Annotated in this window: 18 protein-coding genes and 1 other RNA gene; 12 read left to right on the top strand and 7 right to left on the bottom strand. The window is 55.9% G+C overall.

The genetic code is table 11. From position 1 onward, the window contains the following. Window positions 1-74 precede the first annotated feature (74 nt). Window positions 75-725 (bottom strand): c-type cytochrome, encoded by a 651-nt coding sequence (locus FHW16_RS04685; protein ID WP_182547961.1) that lies wholly within the window; start codon window positions 723-725, stop codon window positions 75-77. Between the two features lie 165 nt (window positions 726-890). Between FHW16_RS04685 and FHW16_RS04680 the strand changes: the two genes are divergently transcribed. Both FHW16_RS04680 and FHW16_RS04675 read left to right on the top strand, forming a co-directional pair. Then, window positions 891-1643, top strand: coding sequence for a 3-deoxy-manno-octulosonate cytidylyltransferase (locus FHW16_RS04680; RefSeq protein WP_182548924.1), 753 nt, complete (start codon window positions 891-893; stop codon window positions 1641-1643). Window positions 1644-1645: 2 nt separating this feature from the next. Then, complete coding sequence (locus FHW16_RS04675; protein ID WP_432651989.1) at window positions 1646-2509, top strand: prephenate dehydratase; 864 nt, start codon at window positions 1646-1648, stop codon at window positions 2507-2509. 2 nt (window positions 2510-2511) lie between these two features. Here the strand turns inward: FHW16_RS04675 and nudC are convergent, their stop codons facing one another. Beyond that, entirely contained in the window at window positions 2512-3456 is a 945-nt protein-coding gene (gene nudC / locus FHW16_RS04670; RefSeq protein WP_182547959.1) for an NAD(+) diphosphatase, read from the bottom strand. A gap of 52 nt (window positions 3457-3508) precedes the next feature. Next, window positions 3509-3913, bottom strand: coding sequence for an HIT domain-containing protein (locus tag FHW16_RS04665; protein WP_182548923.1), 405 nt, complete (start codon window positions 3911-3913; stop codon window positions 3509-3511). A gap of 69 nt (window positions 3914-3982) precedes the next feature. Here FHW16_RS04665 and ffs point away from each other — a divergent pair. The 5 genes from ffs (at window position 3983) to FHW16_RS04640 (ending at window position 8663) form a co-directional block, all read left to right on the top strand. Further along, window positions 3983-4079: signal recognition particle sRNA small type (gene ffs / locus FHW16_RS04660), an RNA gene on the top strand. Window positions 4080-4150: 71 nt separating this feature from the next. After that, on the top strand, window positions 4151-6013 hold the full coding sequence (locus tag FHW16_RS04655; protein ID WP_182548922.1) for a DNA polymerase III subunit gamma/tau: 1863 nt from the start codon (window positions 4151-4153) through the stop codon (window positions 6011-6013). Between the two features lie 18 nt (window positions 6014-6031). Beyond that, window positions 6032-6355, top strand: coding sequence for a YbaB/EbfC family nucleoid-associated protein (locus FHW16_RS04650; RefSeq protein WP_182547958.1), 324 nt, complete (start codon window positions 6032-6034; stop codon window positions 6353-6355). A 440-nt stretch (window positions 6356-6795) separates the two neighbouring features. Continuing rightward, window positions 6796-7401 carry a recombination mediator RecR gene (gene recR / locus FHW16_RS04645; protein WP_182547957.1) on the top strand — a complete coding sequence of 202 codons (606 nt, stop codon included), beginning with the start codon at window positions 6796-6798 and terminating at the stop codon, window positions 7399-7401. 26 nt (window positions 7402-7427) lie between these two features. After that, the gene (locus FHW16_RS04640; protein ID WP_182548921.1) at window positions 7428-8663 is read left to right on the top strand and encodes a lytic murein transglycosylase; all 1236 of its coding nucleotides are present in this window, start codon (window positions 7428-7430) and stop codon (window positions 8661-8663) included. On the opposite strand, the gene FHW16_RS04635 is transcribed toward FHW16_RS04640, so the two are convergent. Then, window positions 8647-9558: a LysR family transcriptional regulator gene (locus FHW16_RS04635; RefSeq protein WP_182547956.1), complete on the bottom strand. Its 912-nt coding sequence runs from the start codon at window positions 9556-9558 to the stop codon at window positions 8647-8649. The genes FHW16_RS04640 and FHW16_RS04635 overlap by 17 nt on opposite strands. A gap of 126 nt (window positions 9559-9684) precedes the next feature. Here FHW16_RS04635 and ilvD point away from each other — a divergent pair, with 126 nt between their 5' ends. From ilvD to FHW16_RS04610, 5 genes are all read left to right on the top strand, one after another. Then, window positions 9685-11358 carry a dihydroxy-acid dehydratase gene (ilvD, locus tag FHW16_RS04630; protein WP_182547955.1) on the top strand — a complete coding sequence of 558 codons (1674 nt, stop codon included), beginning with the start codon at window positions 9685-9687 and terminating at the stop codon, window positions 11356-11358. 117 nt (window positions 11359-11475) lie between these two features. Next, window positions 11476-12474: a glutathione S-transferase family protein gene (locus tag FHW16_RS04625; RefSeq protein WP_182547954.1), complete on the top strand. Its 999-nt coding sequence runs from the start codon at window positions 11476-11478 to the stop codon at window positions 12472-12474. Window positions 12475-12703: 229 nt separating this feature from the next. Then, window positions 12704-13255 carry a MaoC family dehydratase gene (locus FHW16_RS04620; protein WP_182547953.1) on the top strand — a complete coding sequence of 184 codons (552 nt, stop codon included), beginning with the start codon at window positions 12704-12706 and terminating at the stop codon, window positions 13253-13255. After that, window positions 13255-14418 carry a CaiB/BaiF CoA transferase family protein gene (locus FHW16_RS04615; protein ID WP_182547952.1) on the top strand — a complete coding sequence of 388 codons (1164 nt, stop codon included), beginning with the start codon at window positions 13255-13257 and terminating at the stop codon, window positions 14416-14418. Before FHW16_RS04620 ends, FHW16_RS04615 begins: the two co-directional genes overlap by 1 nt. Before the next feature lie 20 nt (window positions 14419-14438). Next, window positions 14439-15551 (top strand): extracellular solute-binding protein, encoded by a 1113-nt coding sequence (locus FHW16_RS04610; protein WP_182548920.1) that lies wholly within the window; start codon window positions 14439-14441, stop codon window positions 15549-15551. Between the two features lie 13 nt (window positions 15552-15564). On the opposite strand, the gene FHW16_RS04605 is transcribed toward FHW16_RS04610, so the two are convergent. The 3 genes from FHW16_RS04605 to FHW16_RS04595 form a co-directional block, all read right to left on the bottom strand. After that, window positions 15565-15750, bottom strand: a complete 186-nt coding sequence (locus tag FHW16_RS04605) for a hypothetical protein (protein WP_182547951.1) — start codon at window positions 15748-15750, stop codon at window positions 15565-15567. Between the two features lie 95 nt (window positions 15751-15845). Further along, a complete protein-coding gene (locus tag FHW16_RS04600; RefSeq protein ID WP_182547950.1) occupies window positions 15846-16112 on the bottom strand; it encodes a hypothetical protein in 267 nt (88 codons plus the stop codon). A gap of 212 nt (window positions 16113-16324) precedes the next feature. Beyond that, window positions 16325-17251, bottom strand: a complete 927-nt coding sequence (locus tag FHW16_RS04595; RefSeq protein WP_182547949.1) for a transglutaminase-like domain-containing protein — start codon at window positions 17249-17251, stop codon at window positions 16325-16327. Window positions 17252-17516 lie beyond the last annotated feature (265 nt).

The following is a 17516-nucleotide window of genomic DNA, read 5'->3' as shown; positions in this document are numbered from 1 at the left end:
AAACACGCAGTCTTGATGCAGATATAAAAAAGCCGGGCATTGAGCCCGGCTTTTTCCTGAAACTAATGTGCGATTTACTTCGCCGGTGCAGGCGCGGCACCTTCGGCAGGCTTGGCATCAGCCGGTTTGGCCGGGTCAGCTGGTTTGTCGCCACCCGCCGGCGCTGCATCGGCAGCTGGAAGCGGCTTTGGACTGTCAGAAAGCGTGCGCAGGTAAGCGATCAGGTCAGCGCGCTCATTGTCCTTCTTGTCACCGGCAAAGCCCATGGCCGTGCCCTTGATGTAGGCCTTTGGCGAGGTCAGGAAGTGATTGAGATGGTCAAATGTCCAGAGCTCCTTGCCGCCTTTGGAGAAATCCTTGATGGCGCCTGAGTAGCTGAAGCCCTCATGCGTCGCCATTGGGCGATCAACGATGTCCCAGAGGTTCGGGCCGACCTTGTTCGCTCCACCCTTCTCACCGGTATGGCAAGCCTGGCAGCGCTTGAAAACGGCTTCGCCGCGGGTTGCATCGGCAGATGCAAGCAGTGTTGCGATCGGTACCGCAGCCGCCGCTGCAGGCGCGCCGGCTTCACCTTCACCGCCGGCTTCAGCAGCCTGGATGATAAAACCGGGTTTCTCGGGCGCATGTGAGTCAAATACGAAGTCCGAAAGGATGCCCGCTGTCATGACAACGAAAACTGTTGCCAGGAACGCCATGGCATATTTGTTGAATGCGCTCGAATCCATTGTCGATCATTGCTCCTCTTGCGGAGGTTCTCATTATCTGGTCAATGCAGACCGCTGCATTACTTGACGAGAGTCCCCTCGTGATCGCGCGGAAACTAGGTCTTTTGCTCAAGACTTGCAACACATATAAGGGCTGTTCTGCCTGAGACTTTTTGACACCGTAGGCTGTTTGTGACGATGAAAACACTGACCTTGATTCCTGCCCGTATGGCCTCCACGCGCCTTCCCGGGAAGCCGCTTGCGGATATTGCTGGCAAGCCGATGATTGTTCATGTCGCCGAACGGGCACTGGCCGCAGGGCTTGGCCGCGCGGTGGTTGCCACTGATAGTGCTGAGGTAAAGGCCGCCGTGGAAGCGCATGGACTTGAAGCTGTGATGACGCGCAGCGACCATGAATCAGGTTCTGACCGTATTTACGAAGCTTTGCTGGCGCTGGACCCGAAAGGCACGATCGATGCGATCGTCAATGTCCAGGGGGACTTGCCGACCATTGACCCGGAATTGGTGAGGCGCGCGCTTCTGCCGCTGCAGCAGGGTCCTGCCGATATCGCCACGCTGTGTGTCGAGATCACCCGAGAAGACGAAAAGACCAACCCCAATGTGGTGAAGATCATTGGGTCGACCATTGGTGCCGGGAAAATGCGTGCACTCTATTTTACGCGTGCGACCGCTCCCTACGGTAATGGCCCGCTCTATCATCACATTGGTCTTTATGCCTATCGCCGTGCTGCACTGGAGCGATTCGTCGGCTTGGGGCCGTCGCCGCTGGAACAGCGCGAAAAACTGGAACAGTTGCGCGCGCTGGAGGCCGGCATGCGTATCGATGTTGAGATTGTGGATTCGGTGCCTCTCGGTGTGGACACCCCGGAAGATCTCGAACGGGCACGTGACATTCTTACTGCTATGAAGGGCAATTGATTATGGCCAAGACCAACCGCATCTCCTTTCAGGGAGAACCTGGCGCCAATTCCGACACGGCATGCCGGAACATGTTTCCGCACATGGAGCCGCTGCCTTGCCCGACCTTTGAAGATGCGTTCAATGCGGTCGAAAGCGGTGCTGCCGATCTTGCCATGATCCCCATCGAGAACACGATTGCCGGACGTGTGGCTGACATCCACCATCTGCTGCCGGAATCGCGACTGCATATTGTCGGTGAATACTTTCTGCCGATCCATTTCCAACTGATGGTCCTGCCAGGCACCAAGCGCAGTGAGATCACTACGGTTCACAGCCATATTCATGCGCTGGGGCAATGCCGTAAATATATCCGAAAGAACGGCTGGAAGCCTGTTATTGCCGGGGATACCGCTGGCGCAGCACGCCTTGTGTCTGAAGTGAAGGACAAGACGATGGCGGCGCTTTCGCCGCGTCTGGCCTCCAGTCTCTATGGACTTGATATTCTGGAAGAGGATGTTGAGGACACGGAGAACAATGTCACACGCTTCGTCGTCCTGACAAAGACGAAAAAATGGGCACCGCGCAAATCCGACGAACTCATGATGACGACGTTTGTCTTTCGGGTGCGCAACGTTCCGGCTGCGCTTTATAAGGCGATGGGTGGCTTTGCCACCAATAGCGTCAACATGACCAAGCTGGAAAGTTATCAGATCGACGGCAAGTTCACCGCGACGCAGTTCTATGCGGACATTGAAGGTCACCCGGACGACAAGAACGTGGCGCATGCACTCGAGGAACTGGAATTCTTCTCCAAGGAAGTGCGAATTCTCGGTGTTTATCCGGCGGATACCACGTTCCGAAGTAGCCAGGGCGAGGAAGAGTAGGCCTAAGCCCCGCTCTCAACCCAACTGCGAATCAGGTGAGCGGCGATGGCTCCCGGCGGCGGGGTCATCAACCCCTCCGGATGGGTGCGGTCGAGCATCAAGGCGACTTCATCACGCGTGAACCAGCGGCCGGCTTCCAGTTCCGCCTCATCAAGCGTGTAATCGTCGCACAATGCTTCCGCATGACAGCCGATCATCAGTGAATAGGGAAAAGGCCAGGGTTGCGATGCGTGATAGACGACCCGGCCGATGGGCAGGTTGGTTTCTTCCAGCGTCTCGCGCCGCACGGCATTCTCGATTGTTTCTCCCGGTTCAATAAAGCCGGCGAGGCAGGAATACATGCCCGGGCCGAAATGGGCGCCCCGTGCCAACAGGCACTTGTCGCCGCGCACCACCATCATGATGGCGACAGGATCTGTGCGCGGGAAATGCTGGGCGTCACAATTCGGGCACGTGCGCCGGTATCCCCCATCGCGCATGACAGTTTCGGTGCCGCAGCGCCCGCAAAAACGGTGGTTTTCATGCCACGTCAGCAGGGAAACAGCTTGCGCCATGGCACCCAGCTGATCTTCGGGGATCAGCCCCTGCGTATAAACCGGGCGATATTCTATGGCCTTGATTGTTTCCGGAAGCGCTGCCAGATCGGTATCGCTGAATGTCGCCAGAACGGGTGTCTCGTCCTGCATGCCGAGATAAATCGTCCTGTTCGGATTCGGTAAAAAAGCGGCGGCATCCTCAATGCTGAAAAGAGCATTACCGATGTCATCACCTTGCGCCACCAACACGTGGCCCTGCGTGATAAGCAGCATGCGGGTGTTTGCATCTGCAAGTGCAACGGTCACCACATCATCGCTGCGCTTCTCTGCGTGACGGTTGATTCTGTTGCCGGCAAAGCCGACGAAGTGGCTCGCTTCCGCTTCCGGAACATCATAAAGGCGAAATGACATGGATGGAGCTCCAGAAGGCTGGTCCGGAAAGGGACTCACACGGTGTTGAGGATTAGATAGCCTTCAGAATGGCGTTCGCAAAGTCCCTTGCGTCTTTTTCGCCATAGGGCTCGCGGATGCCATGTCCCCAGACCGGGCCGGGCCAAGCCGGGTCACCGGTGTTGCGGGCGATCACATGCAGGTGCAACTGCCGGACGATATTGCCCAGAGCACCGGTATTGATCTTTTCGCAATTGGCGACAGCCTTGAGCGCCTGTGCGGCAATGCCGGACTCGAAGACAAGCATTGTCTGGTCGAGGGGGGTAAGGTCGTGAATCTCGCTGACATCAGCCCGTTGCGGTACCAGAATGAGCCAAGGCCAACGCCGGTCGTTCATCAGGCGCAGATCGCAAAGGCCCAGCCTTGCAATGGGAATTGTATCAGCTGCAAGTTTGCTATCGAGTATGAACGTCATGATTTGCAACAAATAGCAGTTTTTTTCTTGGCCCGCTTGCTTTTTGCGCAAAGATTGCCGATATGAGCCTCGGGAGGTTGGTGGTGGACGAGCCACTCGCCAACCGGGTCAGGTCCGGAAGGAAGCAGCCCCAACGAGCCAGGCACGGGTCGCCGTGCCAGCCTCCCACCTTTATCCTCTTCAAAGCCGTTATCCGGCATTGACGCTGCGGTGTGCAGCGGTACAAACTTGTCCAGTGCAATGAAGAGCAATGCAGGAGCGGAATCAACCGGGATGGACACCAAAACGGCAGACAGCGCCTATCGTGTGCTCGCCCGCAAATATCGCCCGCAGAATTTCGATGATCTCATCGGTCAGGAGCCGATGGTTCGGACGCTGACCAATGCGTTCGAGACTGGCCGGATCGCACAGGCATGGATGCTGACCGGTGTGCGCGGCGTCGGCAAGACCACCACTGCCCGCATTCTGGCCCGCGCACTCAATTATAAAACAGCTGAAATCGACAAGCCGACAATCGACCTCTCTGTTCCGGGTGAACATTGTCAGGCGATTATGGAGGGGCGCCACGTCGATGTGATCGAGATGGACGCTGCCTCGCATACGGGTATCGATGATATCCGTGAAATCATCGAGCAGGTTCGCTATCGTCCGGTTTCCGCCCGTTATAAAGTCTATATCATCGATGAAGTGCACATGCTGTCCAATCAGGCCTTCAACGGCCTGTTGAAAACGCTGGAAGAGCCGCCGCCCCACGTCAAGTTCATCTTCGCCACCACGGAAATCCGTAAAGTTCCGATAACGGTTCTTTCGCGTTGCCAGCGTTTTGACCTGCGCCGCATCGATGCGAACATGCTGACGGCATTGCTGAAGAAGATTGCAGATAAGGAGGGCATCACGGTTGATGCGGCATCCCTGGCGATGATTGCCCGTGCTGGCGAAGGCTCAGCACGCGATTCCCTGTCGATCTTCGATCAAGCGATTGCCCACGGTGCCGGCAATGTTGATGCCGAGACAGTACGTTCCATGTTGGGGCTGGCGGATCGCGCCCGGATCATTGATCTTTTCGAGATGCTGATGCGCGGTGATGTGGCTTCCGCCCTGCGCGAGTTTCGCGCCCAGTATGATGTCGGCGCGGACCCCAGTGTGGTTCTTTCTGATCTTGCCGACTTCAACCATCTGGTGACGCGCATTCGCTTCACTCCCGATGTGGCTGACGACATTTCCCTGTCCGAGGACGAGCGCATCCGGGGCAAGGATTATGCAGAAAAGCTTTCTATCCGGGTGCTCTCCCGGACATGGCAGATGCTGCTGAAAGGCATTGCCGAAGTGGATGTATCCAACCGACCGGTACAAGCCGCGGAAATGCTGTTGATCCGGCTGGCGCATGCTGCTGATTTGCCGACGCTGGATGAAGCCCTGAAATCGCTGGAAAATGGTGCGTCTTCAGCAGCACAATCGCCGCGAAGCGACGGCCCGCGTCCCGGCAACGGTGGCGGGCAGGCTATGAGCCGTGCGGCTCCGGCGGATGCGGTTGCACCTGCACGCAGTTCCGTAACTTCAGGCGGCGGCGCCACTATGCGGTTGGTCGAGCAATCGGAGCAACCCGCACCCGTAGTGCCGGTCCAGCCGGTTGTCGAGGAGCAGACGCCGTCCGTCCCGGTCACCAGTATCGCTGATATCGTGGCGCTGGCCGACAGGCAGCGCAATATGCAGTTCAAGATACTGGTCAAGAACTGTGTGAGGCTCGTCAGCATCAAGCCGGGACGGCTGGAGATCAACCTTACGGATGACGCGCCAAAGACCCTCTTGACCGATCTGTCGCAAAAACTTTCCGAATGGACCGGTATGCGCTGGATGGTATCTCTGTCGCGGGAGCAGGGCGGTCAGACCATCAATGAAACCGAAACGGCCCGGCGAGATTCCATGCTCAGCGATGCGCGGGCTGATCCGGATGTGGCGGCGATTTTATCGCGATTCCCCGGTGCGAAAATTATCAATGTACGGATTGCAACGCCCGCTGGGCAGGCAAATGACGATCCGGATGCAATGGACGGTATTGGATCCGGCGACGATACGCTGGCCCCCGTCGAAGAAGACGATTGACCAAAAGGAGTTTTTCCCATGCGTGACATTATGGGCATGATGAAGCAGGCCAAGGAAATGCAGGGCAAGATGGCGGCCATGCAGGAAGAAATCGCGGCTTTGGAAGCCGAAGGCCATGCCGGTGGCGGTCTCGTCACAGTGAAATTGTCCGGCAAAGGTGCGCTGACCTCGCTCAAGATTGATCCATCCCTGTTCAAGGAAGATGATGTCGAAATTCTTGAAGACCTGATCATTGCCGCCCACAATGAGGCGAAAGGCAAAGTCGAGGCGATCATGGCGGAAAAGACTCAGGCACTGACAGCGGGTTTGCCGATCCCTCCGGGCTTCAAACTGCCTTTTTGAGAATGGGCGTACAACTGCAAGCTTCTTGGAAAAGACGCAAGCGTGGTTTATATTGTCCTTGGAGTGGGCGGCGAGCTTCGCTCGCCACCCTTCCTCATTTGTGAAAATCGACCCGGACGGTCCATAACCAGCTCGTCCGGGTCTTCTTCATTATGAGGGTGATGCTAAACGGAAAGATCCGCATAGAGTCACCTCCAAGTTCAAAGGCAAGGCTGATGCCGCAGTCGGGTAGCCCATTCTCCCGATGCACCGGCTGGGACGATGCCGCTGCTTCGCATTTGAACTGTTGCGCTGTTAGGCGCTTGGGGGTGATGATTGCTTCGTTTGCCGTTGGCAACAACGAATGCAGGGTTGTAAAATATCGCCCTCTTTTCCGCGTGAGTTGAATTCCGGGTGCGTCTCTGATTCCCTATGGGCGAAATTTGCTTTAAACCGGCGATATGTCGAAACGAATCGCTGGCCCTGAAATTGAACGCCTGATCCAGCTCTTGGCCAAAGTGCCGGGGCTTGGGCCGCGTTCTGCCCGCCGTGCTGCGCTGCATCTTATCAAGAAGAAGGAAGCGCTGCTGATCCCGCTCGGTTCTGCCATGCAGGACGCTGCGGAGAAGGTGCGAATCTGCTCCACATGCGGCAATGTCGATACATCCGACCCTTGTATGATCTGTACTGATCCGCGCCGCGAACGCGCTACACTGATTGTGGTCGAAGATGTTTCCGATCTTTGGGCGCTGGAACGGGCCGGTTCAATGAATGTCCGTTATCACGTGCTCGGCGGCCGGCTGTCGCCGCTGGATGGCGTCGGCCCTGATGATCTCAACATCGTGAGCCTCGTGAGCCGTGTGGCGGAAGGTGAAATCAAGGAGGTTATCCTCGCCGTTAATGCGACGGTCGAAGGGCAGACGACGGCGCATTACATCACCGACCAGCTTGTTGATTTTGATGTGCGTATCACGCGGCTGGCACACGGCGTTCCCGTTGGTGGTGAGCTTGATTATCTGGATGAGGGTACGCTGACAGCAGCGCTGCGTGCGCGGACGTCCATATAGGGAGAAGACCTTTGATCAAACGTCCGATGAGATTTGCCCTGGGGGCGTTGATCGCAACACTTCTCTACGCAAGCACCGGATTGGCCGCTTCAAAATCTGAAGTTGACGCACAGTTCCGGGCGTGGCTCGCTAGCGATCTTTGGCCTGAAGCCAAATCCCAAGGCATTTCTAAAGCAGTTTTCGATCAGGCCTTTTCCGGCGTCACGCTGAATTTCGATCTGCCCGATCTGGTCATGCCCGGCGAAAAGCCCCAGACGCCCAAGGAACAGCGGCAATCGGAGTTCGGTTCGCCCGGCAAATATTTCAACGACAAGACGGTCAATGCGGTGACATCAGGCGGTGCGGCCCGCGCCGGGCAATACGCCAAAATTCTGAAAGCTGTTGAAAGCAAATATGGCGTTCCGGGGCCGATCGTTCTCGCCATCTGGGGCCGTGAAAGTGGCTATGGCAGTGTCAAGATTCCCAACAACGCCTTTGCTGTCCTTGGCACGAAAGCCTTCATGGCAACGCGTAAGGATATGTTCCGCAAGGAATTGGTTGCGGCACTCCAGATCGTGGAGAAAGGTTATATTGGCGTTGGAAGCATGAAAAGCTCGTGGGCAGGGGCGCTGGGCCAGCCACAATTCATGCCGACCTCCTACTTGGAACACGCTGTGGACTTCGACGGTGATGGCAAACGGGATATCTGGAATTCCGTTCCCGATACCCTTGGTTCCATCGGTCACTATCTTGCACAGTATGGATGGCAGCGCGGCCGCGATTGGGGCTACGAGGTCAATGTCCCGCAGGCTGTCAGTTGTTCACTCGAAGGTCCTGATCAGGGCAAGCCTTTTGCAGCGTGGGCCAAGCTTGGTATTGCCCGCGTCAATGGCAAGCCGTTTCCGGCCAGCGAAACCAGTCGCGAAGGCTTCCTGCTGATGCCAGCCGGGCGGCATGGTCCGGCTTTTGTCGTCACCAGGAATTTCTACGTGATCAAAGAATATAATATGAGCGATCTCTATGCGCTTTTCGTCGGACATGTCGGTGACCGCATTGCCAATGGCGCAAGAGGTTTTTCGGTTGGTTGGGGTGACGTCGGCGGGCTGTATCGTTCCGATATTGCCGGATTGCAGAAAGCGCTGGAGAAAAAGGGCTATGATGCCGGTGGGGCTGACGGCTTTCCTGGGTTCAAGACACGGCGCTCCATTGGTGATTGGCAAACGAAGCAGGGCCTGCCTGCCACGTGTTTCCCTGATAAGGATCTCGTCAAGGCGATCCGTTGAACGTCGAAGCGATATCAATGAGATGTCTGAGTGTTGGCGATGGGTCGTCACGGCGCCAGACCAGTCCAGTCTCGATTCGTGGCGGTTTGCCTGACAACTTCAGATAACGAACACCGGTACGGCCGAGATTCTGTAATGATTGCGGCACCAGTGCCATGCCCATTCCTGCAGAGACCAGACTGATGATTGTCTGCATCTGGATGGCTTCCTGCAGAATGAACGGAACCGCGCCATTGGCGACGTAGTAGCCGGTGATCAGATCGTGAAAGGCAGGAGCGCTGCGCCGGGGAAAGATAATCAGGGGCTCCAACAGGACATCGTGGATGTCGAGTGCTCCGCCGGAGAGATCAAATCTTCCAGACATTATCCATTCGTCAGGTACTGCAGCAACTAGTTCTTCTTCAAGCAAGGACACATAGGCAAGAGATGTGTGAAGGCTCGCCTGTGATGGCGGGATTATCAAGCCGGCATGGATGTCTCCGCCCAAAAGAGCTTCGATCTGCAAGTCACTCGTTGCCTCCTGCAACGCAATCTGCACATCAGGATGATCTGTCTTGTAACGGCCGAGCAGGGTCGGCAGCAGACTGTAGTCGGCTGTGCTGACAAAAGCGAGCTTCAAGGAGCCCATGGTTCCCTGTGACAGTTGCCGGGCAATGCCGGGAAGGGCCGCTGCCCCCTCCAGAAGTGCACGCACATGATCCAGCCATTGCGTACCTGCTGGGGTCAGTTGAACACTGCGCTTGGTGCGTGTGAACAGTTCCACGCCGATTTCTTCTTCAAGCGCCAAAATGGTCTGGCTGAGCGGCGGCTGTGTCATGTTGAGCCGCGCGGCCGCCCGTCCGAAATGCAGTTCCTCGGCAACAGTGATAAAGTAGCGGAGCTGACGCAGATCCATACTCTGTTTGTAATATGAAAAACAACCTAATCAAGCGTGAATTATATATTTCACACTTGTTTGGAAACGCTCTAAACAAAGAGACGATCCGGTCTTCGAACCAAAATGTCCTTGGGAGGAATAGTCATGCCAGCTAATGAACGCTCGAAACACATCACGCAGGGCGTAGCGCGCTCACCCAACCGGGCCATGTATTATGCACTGGGCTATGAGAAGGCGGATTTTGACAAGCCGATGATCGGCATTGCCAACGGCCATTCCACCATCACGCCTTGCAATGCAGGTTTGCAGCCTTTGGCCGACGCGGCAGTGGCCGCCGTCAAGGCAGCGGGCGGCAATCCGCAGATCTTCGGCACGCCGACCATTTCTGACGGAATGGCGATGGGCACGGAAGGCATGAAATACTCGTTGATCTCGCGCGAGGTGATCGCCGATTGCATCGAGACGTGTGTCAACGGTCAGTGGATGGATGGTGTTCTGGTGCTTGGCGGCTGCGACAAGAACATGCCGGGTGGTATGATGGCCATTGCCCGGACCAATGTTCCCGCAATCTACGTCTATGGCGGTACGATCAAGCCGGGCAAATGGAAGGGCAAAGACCTGTCCATTGTTTCTTCCTTCGAAGCAGTAGGCTCCTTCATGGCCGGAAAGATGTCTCAGGAGGATTTTGAAGGCATCGAACGGCATGCCTGTCCGTCCACCGGTTCCTGCGGCGGCATGTACACCGCCAATACGATGAGCTCTTCGTTCGAGGCATTGGGCATGTCGCTCATGTCCTCATCGACCATGGCCAATCCGGATACCGAAAAGGTGGATAGTACAGCTGAATCCGCGCGCGTTCTCGTTGAGGCTGTGCGCCGGGGGATTCGTCCGCGTGATATCATCACCCGCAATTCAATCGAGAATGCCGTATCGCTGATCATGGCTACAGGCGGTTCGACCAATGGAGTGCTGCATTTCCTGGCTATTGCCCATGCGGCGGAAGTCGAATGGACGCTGGATGATTTCGAGCGCGTGCGCCGCAAGGTTCCGGTCATCTGCAATCTTCGGCCCTCCGGTCAATATATGGCGGTGGATTTGCATCAGGTTGGCGGCATCCCGCAGGTTCTGAAAATCTTGCTGAATGCCGGGTTGCTGCATGGCGATTGCCTGACAATCACCGGGCGCACCATTGCCGAGGAACTGGCCCATGTTCCCGACGCACCGCCAGTTGATCAGAACATCATCAGGCCGATCGACAAGGCCCTCTATAAGGAAGGGCATCTCGCCATCCTCAAAGGTAATCTGGCAACGGGCGGGGCTGTCGCTAAGATCACAGGACTGAAAAACCCTGTAATTCAGGGCCCCGCGCGGGTATTTGATGATGAACAGTCTGCGATGGATGCCATCCTCTCCGACAAGATCAGGCCGGGCGATGTGCTGGTGCTGCGCTATCTCGGACCCAAAGGTGGACCCGGCATGCCCGAAATGCTTGCCCCGACATCGGCAATCATCGGACGCGGCCTTGGTGAAAGCGTTGGCTTCATCACCGATGGCCGATTCTCTGGTGGTACCTGGGGCATGGTGGTCGGCCACGTCACTCCGGAAGCTTTCGAGGGGGGCACGATTGCTCTTGTCAGGGAAGGCGACACGATTACCATCGATGCGCACAAGCAGTTGTTGCAGCTCGAAGTCAGCGATGCCGAACTCGAAGAGCGACGGAAGGCGTGGCAACAGCCTGCCCCGCGCTATACGCGCGGTGTGCTGGCCAAGTTTGCCAAGCTGGCCAAATCCGCCAGTGAAGGCGCCGTGACCGATTAGGGGCCTGCCTACGCCATTGTCGCGGAGGCAAAAACAGTCTGTCAAAGCATGGGTGGTATGAATGCCACCCATGAAATGCGATCCTGACGCACAATTGAACAGTCAGGAAATGAGCACATGCCAGCCTTGGTGAACGGACAATGGATCAAGGGCGACGTTGCCGCCAGTGAAATGAAAGACGGAGCCTTCCATCGCGAGCCGACCCGGTTTCGCAACTGGATTACACCGGATGGAGTTCTCGACAAGGAAGGCACCCCCACATTCAAGGCAGAGGCAGGTCGTTATCAGCTCTTTGTCTCATATCTTTGCCCCTGGGCCTCACGCACGCTGATCTTTCGTCATCTCAAGGGGCTGGAAAACGTGATCAGTGTGGCTGTGGCCGAGCCAGCCTTGGGCGAAAACGGCTGGACCTTCACCAACCTTGTCGATGCAGGACCAAAGGCGCCCCCCATTCATTATCTGCACCAGCTCTATACTGCGAGCCTGCCCACCTATACGGGCAAGGTGTCCGTTCCGGTGTTGTGGGATTGCCGGGAAGGACAGATCGTCAACAATGAGTCTGCCGACATCATCCGTATCCTGAATTCCGCTTTCGATGGGCTGACCGGTGATCGCAGAGATTTTTATCCCGAGAGCCTGCAACCTGAAATTGAGCGGTGGAACGCGCTCATCTACGACAACATCAACAATGGTGTCTATCGCGCCGGTTTTGCGAAATCGCAGGCGAGTTATGATGAAGCGGTGCAGAATGTCTTCGCAGCGCTTGACCGTGTTGAGGCGCATCTGTCCGATCATCGCTATCTGGCAGGACACTATATAACCGAAGCGGACTGGCGTCTGTTCGTTACTCTGGTACGGTTCGATGCGGCTTATAACGGTGTTTTCAAATGCAACATCCGGCGGCTTGAGGACTATCACAATCTCTCCAACTATCTGCGCGAACTCTATCAGTACGAGAACGTGCGCGAGACCGTGAAAATCGATCATATCAAAGCTGGATATTACTCCATAGCTTCGGTCAATCCGACGGGCATCGTACCGGCTGGCCCATTGCTTGATTTCGACCGGCCGCATGACCGGGAGCATCTGACGACCAAGGGTGTCGTCATGCGTTAGCCCTCCGCATTACAGATTTCTGAACAAAAGAGCCCGATGGCCAGATTGAAATGTCTGGTCATCGGGCTTTTTGCAGTTGCAGCGTATTTTCCCGCGTTTTATGACTTGTCAGGAATACCCATATGTGAAAATAATATTTACAAAAGAAGATTGAGGAGGATTATCTAATGGGACTTCAGTCCTTTCCTGAGAGCCAAAAGCCAGTTGAATGCACCTTTCAGGTGCTGACATGACGGACTTCGCGCCGACCGTGGGTGTGTCATCGACCCACCCGAAAAATATGCCTGCCGACCACGCGGCACTGCCGGTATGGAATGCGGAAAACTGGTTCTATGAGGATTGGCCGGCCGGACAGAAAATCCGCTCGCTGCGACGGACGATATCCGAAAGTGACAGTCACCTTTTCAACACGCTTGTCACTGACATCCATCCCTACGTGCAGGATCAGATGTTCGCTGAGAGCGAAGGCATTTTCGGCAAGAGGCTGGTCGCCGGAGCGTTCGTTTTTTCTGCGGGACTTGGCCTTGTCGCGACCAACTGCGTCAACGCCTTTTCCTATGGTTATGACAAGCTGCGGTTCATCAAGCCGGTTTTCCTGAACGATACGATTTACACGATCCGTACCAATCTTGATAAACGCCCGCGCTACAAAGAACTGGGGTTGATCCGCGCGAGCTACGAGGTGTTCAAGAATGAGGGCGAGCTCGTTCTCTACTGCGAACATCTGCAGACGGTTAAATATCAGAACCCCGCCGACTTTATTGGAAAGACCGAGAAATAATGACTACGGATAATACTGATCTGCCGCTGGACGGCTTGCTCGTCGTTGATATGAGCCAGTTCCTGTCCGGCCCCTATGCGTCGCTGCGCCTGATGGACCTTGGTGCGCGGGTCATCAAAATCGAGCGTCCCGATGGCGGTGATCTTTCCCGGCGGCTTTATCTGAGCGATACGGAAATCGGTGGCGATTCTACTATTTTTCACGCGATTAACCGTGCCAAGGAAAGTTTGGCGATTGACCTGAAAAATGAGAGCGATCTCGCTTCCCTGCGGACGCTTCTCGGCAAGGCGGATGTCCTGATTCAGAATTTTCGTCCTGGTGTCATCAAGCGTTTGGGCCTCGACTACGAAGCGGTCAGGGCCATCAATCCACATCTTGTCTATGCCAGCATCAGCGGCTACGGCGAGGAAGGCCCGTGGGTAGGACGCCCCGGTCAGGATCTGTTGGCGCAATCGCGCTCGGGTCTGATGTGGCTGAACGGTGATGAAAGTCAGGGCCCGGTGCCATTCGGGCTTGCCGTTGCCGACATGCTGGCGGGTGCTGCCACGGTTCAAGGAGTTCTGGCCGCACTGGTAAGGCGCGGGATCAGCGGAACCGGCAGCCATATCGAAACAAGCTTGCTGGAGTCGCTCATTGATTTCCAGTTTGAAGTCCTGACCACCCATTTGAATGATGGCCGCCGTCTGCCGAAACGATCTGATTTCCGCAGCGCCCATGCTTATCTCTCGGCACCCTATGGTGTTTATCCAACCAAGGACAATTATCTGGCTCTTGCCATGACACCGTTGCCAAAACTCGCAGATCTTCTCGAACTTGATGAACTGGCACCCTATCGCGATGTACCGGCCAGCTGGTTTACCGCCCGGGATGAAATCAAACGGATCATCGCCGGTAAACTGGCCACTCAGGAGACGGACCACTGGCTTTCGATCCTTGAGCCAGCCGATATCTGGTGTGCCAAGGTACTGAACTGGGAAGAGCTGATGGCAAGCGAGGGCTTCAAGGTTCTTGACATGCTGCAGACGGTGAAGCGGGCGGACAACGTTTCGATTCTCACGACGCGCTCACCCATTCGGGTGAACGGCAAACGGGCAAAATCAGACAGGGCTGCGCCGCGCATCGGTGAGCATAGTGAAGCGATCCGCAAGGAGTTCGGCCTGTGAGTAAAATTACATTGAAGGGGATGACGTGGAGCCATCCGCGTGGCTTTGACCCTATGGTTGCCTGTTCCAAACTTTGGCTTGAGAAGACCGGAATTGCCATTGAATGGGACAAGCGCTCCCTTCAGGATTTCGAATCCTTTCCCGTAGAGGAACTCGCCCGGGCATATGATCTGATCGTTATTGATCACCCGCATGTCGGACAGATTACGGCAGAGAATTGCCTCGCTCCGCTGGATGTTGTGGGCCGGGAGGTGGAACGCCATGCGCTGCTTAAGGGCAGCGTCGGGCAATCTTACCCAAGTTACCATTGGCAAGATCATCAATGGGCCTTTCCGATTGATACGGCAACACAGGTCTGTGCCTGGCGTCCCGATCTTTTGGAGCGGCCATCCGGCACGTGGGCCGAAATGCTTGAACTTGCCCGTGAGGGGCGGATACTGCTTCCACTCCGGCCGCCCCATTCACTTATGACTTTTTATACTTTGAGCGGAAACTTGGGCGCGCCCTGTGCAACGGGGGCAGGTGGTCTGATCGATCGGGAACATGGTATTCAGGTTCTGGAAATGATGCGCGAAATCAGTGCGCTCGTTGATCCGGCATGTTTCGAGATGGATCCGATTGCCGTACTCGAACGAATGGCTGAGACCGGATCAAAGATTGCGCTAGCACCTCTGATCTACGGCTACGTCAACTATGCTATCCCAAAGTTTCGGCCGCATCTTGTTGCCTTTGCCGATATTCCCGTCGCTGGTGACAAGGGGCCTGTTGGCTCTGCACTTGGTGGAACAGGTATCGCTGTCTCCGCGTTTTCCGAGCACCGGCAAGAGGCCGTCAACTTCGCTTACTGGATTGCCAGCGGCGAGGTGCAGCGTGGTCTTTATGCGGAGGCGGGTGGTCAACCGGGCCATGCAGATGCGTGGGAAGATCACGCAGTCAACGCGGCCACCTCCAATTTCTATCTGGCAACGCGCAAGACACTTGAGGCTGCTTGGGTGCGCCCACGCCACAACGGCTATATGGCGTTTCAGCAATCGGCATCGGATCGCATCAATCAAGGTTTACAAAGAGGTCAGAACCCCGGAAGCATTGTGGACGACATAAATGTTCAGTTTCGGAGCAGCTTCAAAGACTAACCGGACTCGGCGCTTAACCGTTCCCACCGCGCATTTGCCCGGCACGGCCATAGGCTTCCGGGCAAATCCCGATGCCACGCTGGCATTCTATGGGGTTTGTTGCCGTGATCTCGGTTTTGCGCGGTGTCCATGACGCGTAGGAGCCGCAGGCGGCCAATGCAAGGCTGCTTAACAGTGTCGCGACGGTAATAAACTTCATTCTCTGACCCCCGACGTGAGCGATGTATCCGAAGCTCATGTGCCGGAAATACCCATAAAAGTCAAAGTTGAATGGCGATCAACACTGTACAGAATTCACGCATATCGTTTCTCTGGCTCGGCATCCGTTCCAGTGACAGCCGGATGTGAATTGATCGCTGTTATGACTGCCAGAGCCGCAAGTGAATTCACGCTGCGATTGCCGCGATTGAAAGCCGTCATCACAGTTTCGGCGATAATCTGAGCTTCTTCGTTCGTGCCGGACTGCATGAGAAGAGTTGCCGCCGCTTTGTCATAAGCTGCCTGCATCAAGTCCCAATCATCCTGTGAGTAGGCCGGTTCTGGAGGATTTGCGAAAGGCATGGAAGTCTTCCTTCCCTGAATCAAATGAAAATCCCGCGACGCACAAAGGCTAGCTCTGCAAATGTGGCATGGCAATCCGAAACGATTTCTTGCGGCAGCGGAAGAGCTTACCGCAGTGCAAACGAACGCGCGACACATCAGAATATGGCAATGACGAGCGAGGATTATGAGCCGGCTTCACCTTTTTTGTAGGGCGATGATCCGCAGCCGCGCTATAGGGTGTTCTCTGCGTCGGTTCTTGCTTGGATATGCCGGGACAAGCGAGACCATCGTTGGCTGAACCAGGGCGTGACCAGGGAAATCTTTTCAAAGCGCTGGCTGGAGAAAGAAGGGTCGGTTTCCTCGAACGTCCAGACTTTGAAGTTTGTCAATTCATGTGGTCCGAATGTGTAAATGAGCGGAATATCAGCGGCATCGCGTCCACGAGCAACAACAATACGTCCGATGCGCCTCTGGTTATGACGGGCATCGAATGTGTGCCACCGGCCGCCGAGATACACCTCGAACCATGCGTTGAAATCCATCGGCGCAGGATCGGCAGGGACGCCGATATCGCCCATATATCCGTTCACATAGCGCGCCGGAATGTTCATGCAGCGGCAGAAGGCAACGGCCAGATGCGCGAAGTCACGGCATACACCAACCCGCTCCTCATGTGCCTGCGCGGCGGTCCGCGTGGCCCGGGCAAAGCCATAGCTGAACGTCAATCGCTGGTTGACGTAATCACAGATCGCCTGAACACGGGTCCAGCCCGGCTTGACGTGGCCGAAAAGGCTCCATGCCAGATTGCTGAGCTCATCGGTTTCGCAGTAACGGCTCGCCGACAGAAATGCCAGACACTCGGTCGGTAGCTTGTCGACAGTCAATTCCTGCACACTTTCGTCAATGGGATCGGGCAGACCATCATCCTCGACCACGGCGTCGTATTTCAAGGAGAGATTGCCTGTCGGTGCCAGGAGGCGCAGGCAGCTGTTGCCGAAAAGATCCTGGAAACTCTCAAGCTTTACAGAGGGCGCTGCCGTTGGGCCACGCTCGCAAACAATGTCGGAAAGCCGTCCTGCCTCCAGATTGAGATAGGTCGTCATCGGGGTTGGCTGGTTGCACTTGATAGCAATTTCATATCCGACACGGATCAACATGACACATCCTTTTGGGGTTTTGGAAAGAACGCGACAACGGCACTTGGGTTCCTGCTGCATCCAATAAAATTGTCGATAAATGCACGCGGGCTTGCTGAAACCTGTTTTACACAGGCTCTTCAGGCTTTGTTGACCATAAGCTCGTAAAATTTGAAACGAACGTATCCTCGGCCCGTTGTACCCCAGGCAAAAACATTGCCGGGAATGTGACAGGCAAGTGTGAGTGAATGTGTTTTCGAGGTGTTTGGCACGCCTCGGCAGATGA

It is taken from the genome of Phyllobacterium myrsinacearum, from assembly GCF_014138285.1.
Classification (GTDB): domain Bacteria; phylum Pseudomonadota; class Alphaproteobacteria; order Rhizobiales; family Rhizobiaceae; genus Phyllobacterium; species Phyllobacterium myrsinacearum_A.
This window is presented reverse-complemented; position numbering and strand designations above follow the sequence as displayed.

Coding starts and splice junctions, on each gene's coding strand:
- FHW16_RS04605 (WP_182547951.1), bottom strand. CDS start 15,750: ATGAAGTTTATTACCGTCGCGACACTGTTAAGCAGCCTTGCATTGGCC.
- FHW16_RS04610 (WP_182548920.1), top strand. CDS start 14,439: ATGACGTGGAGCCATCCGCGTGGCTTTGACCCTATGGTTGCCTGTTCC.
- FHW16_RS04620 (WP_182547953.1), top strand. CDS start 12,704: ATGACGGACTTCGCGCCGACCGTGGGTGTGTCATCGACCCACCCGAAA.
- FHW16_RS04635 (WP_182547956.1), bottom strand. CDS start 9,558: ATGGATCTGCGTCAGCTCCGCTACTTTATCACTGTTGCCGAGGAACTG.
- recR (WP_182547957.1), top strand. CDS start 6,796: ATGTCGAAACGAATCGCTGGCCCTGAAATTGAACGCCTGATCCAGCTC.
- FHW16_RS04615 (WP_182547952.1), top strand. CDS start 13,255: ATGACTACGGATAATACTGATCTGCCGCTGGACGGCTTGCTCGTCGTT.
- nudC (WP_182547959.1), bottom strand. CDS start 3,456: ATGTCATTTCGCCTTTATGATGTTCCGGAAGCGGAAGCGAGCCACTTC.
- FHW16_RS04650 (WP_182547958.1), top strand. CDS start 6,032: ATGCGTGACATTATGGGCATGATGAAGCAGGCCAAGGAAATGCAGGGC.
- FHW16_RS04625 (WP_182547954.1), top strand. CDS start 11,476: ATGCCAGCCTTGGTGAACGGACAATGGATCAAGGGCGACGTTGCCGCC.
- FHW16_RS04595 (WP_182547949.1), bottom strand. CDS start 17,251: ATGTTGATCCGTGTCGGATATGAAATTGCTATCAAGTGCAACCAGCCA.
- FHW16_RS04675 (WP_432651989.1), top strand. CDS start 1,646: ATGGCCAAGACCAACCGCATCTCCTTTCAGGGAGAACCTGGCGCCAAT.
- ilvD (WP_182547955.1), top strand. CDS start 9,685: ATGCCAGCTAATGAACGCTCGAAACACATCACGCAGGGCGTAGCGCGC.
- FHW16_RS04685 (WP_182547961.1), bottom strand. CDS start 725: ATGGATTCGAGCGCATTCAACAAATATGCCATGGCGTTCCTGGCAACA.
- FHW16_RS04640 (WP_182548921.1), top strand. CDS start 7,428: ATGAGATTTGCCCTGGGGGCGTTGATCGCAACACTTCTCTACGCAAGC.
- FHW16_RS04600 (WP_182547950.1), bottom strand. CDS start 16,112: ATGCCTTTCGCAAATCCTCCAGAACCGGCCTACTCACAGGATGATTGG.
- FHW16_RS04655 (WP_182548922.1), top strand. CDS start 4,151: ATGAAGAGCAATGCAGGAGCGGAATCAACCGGGATGGACACCAAAACG.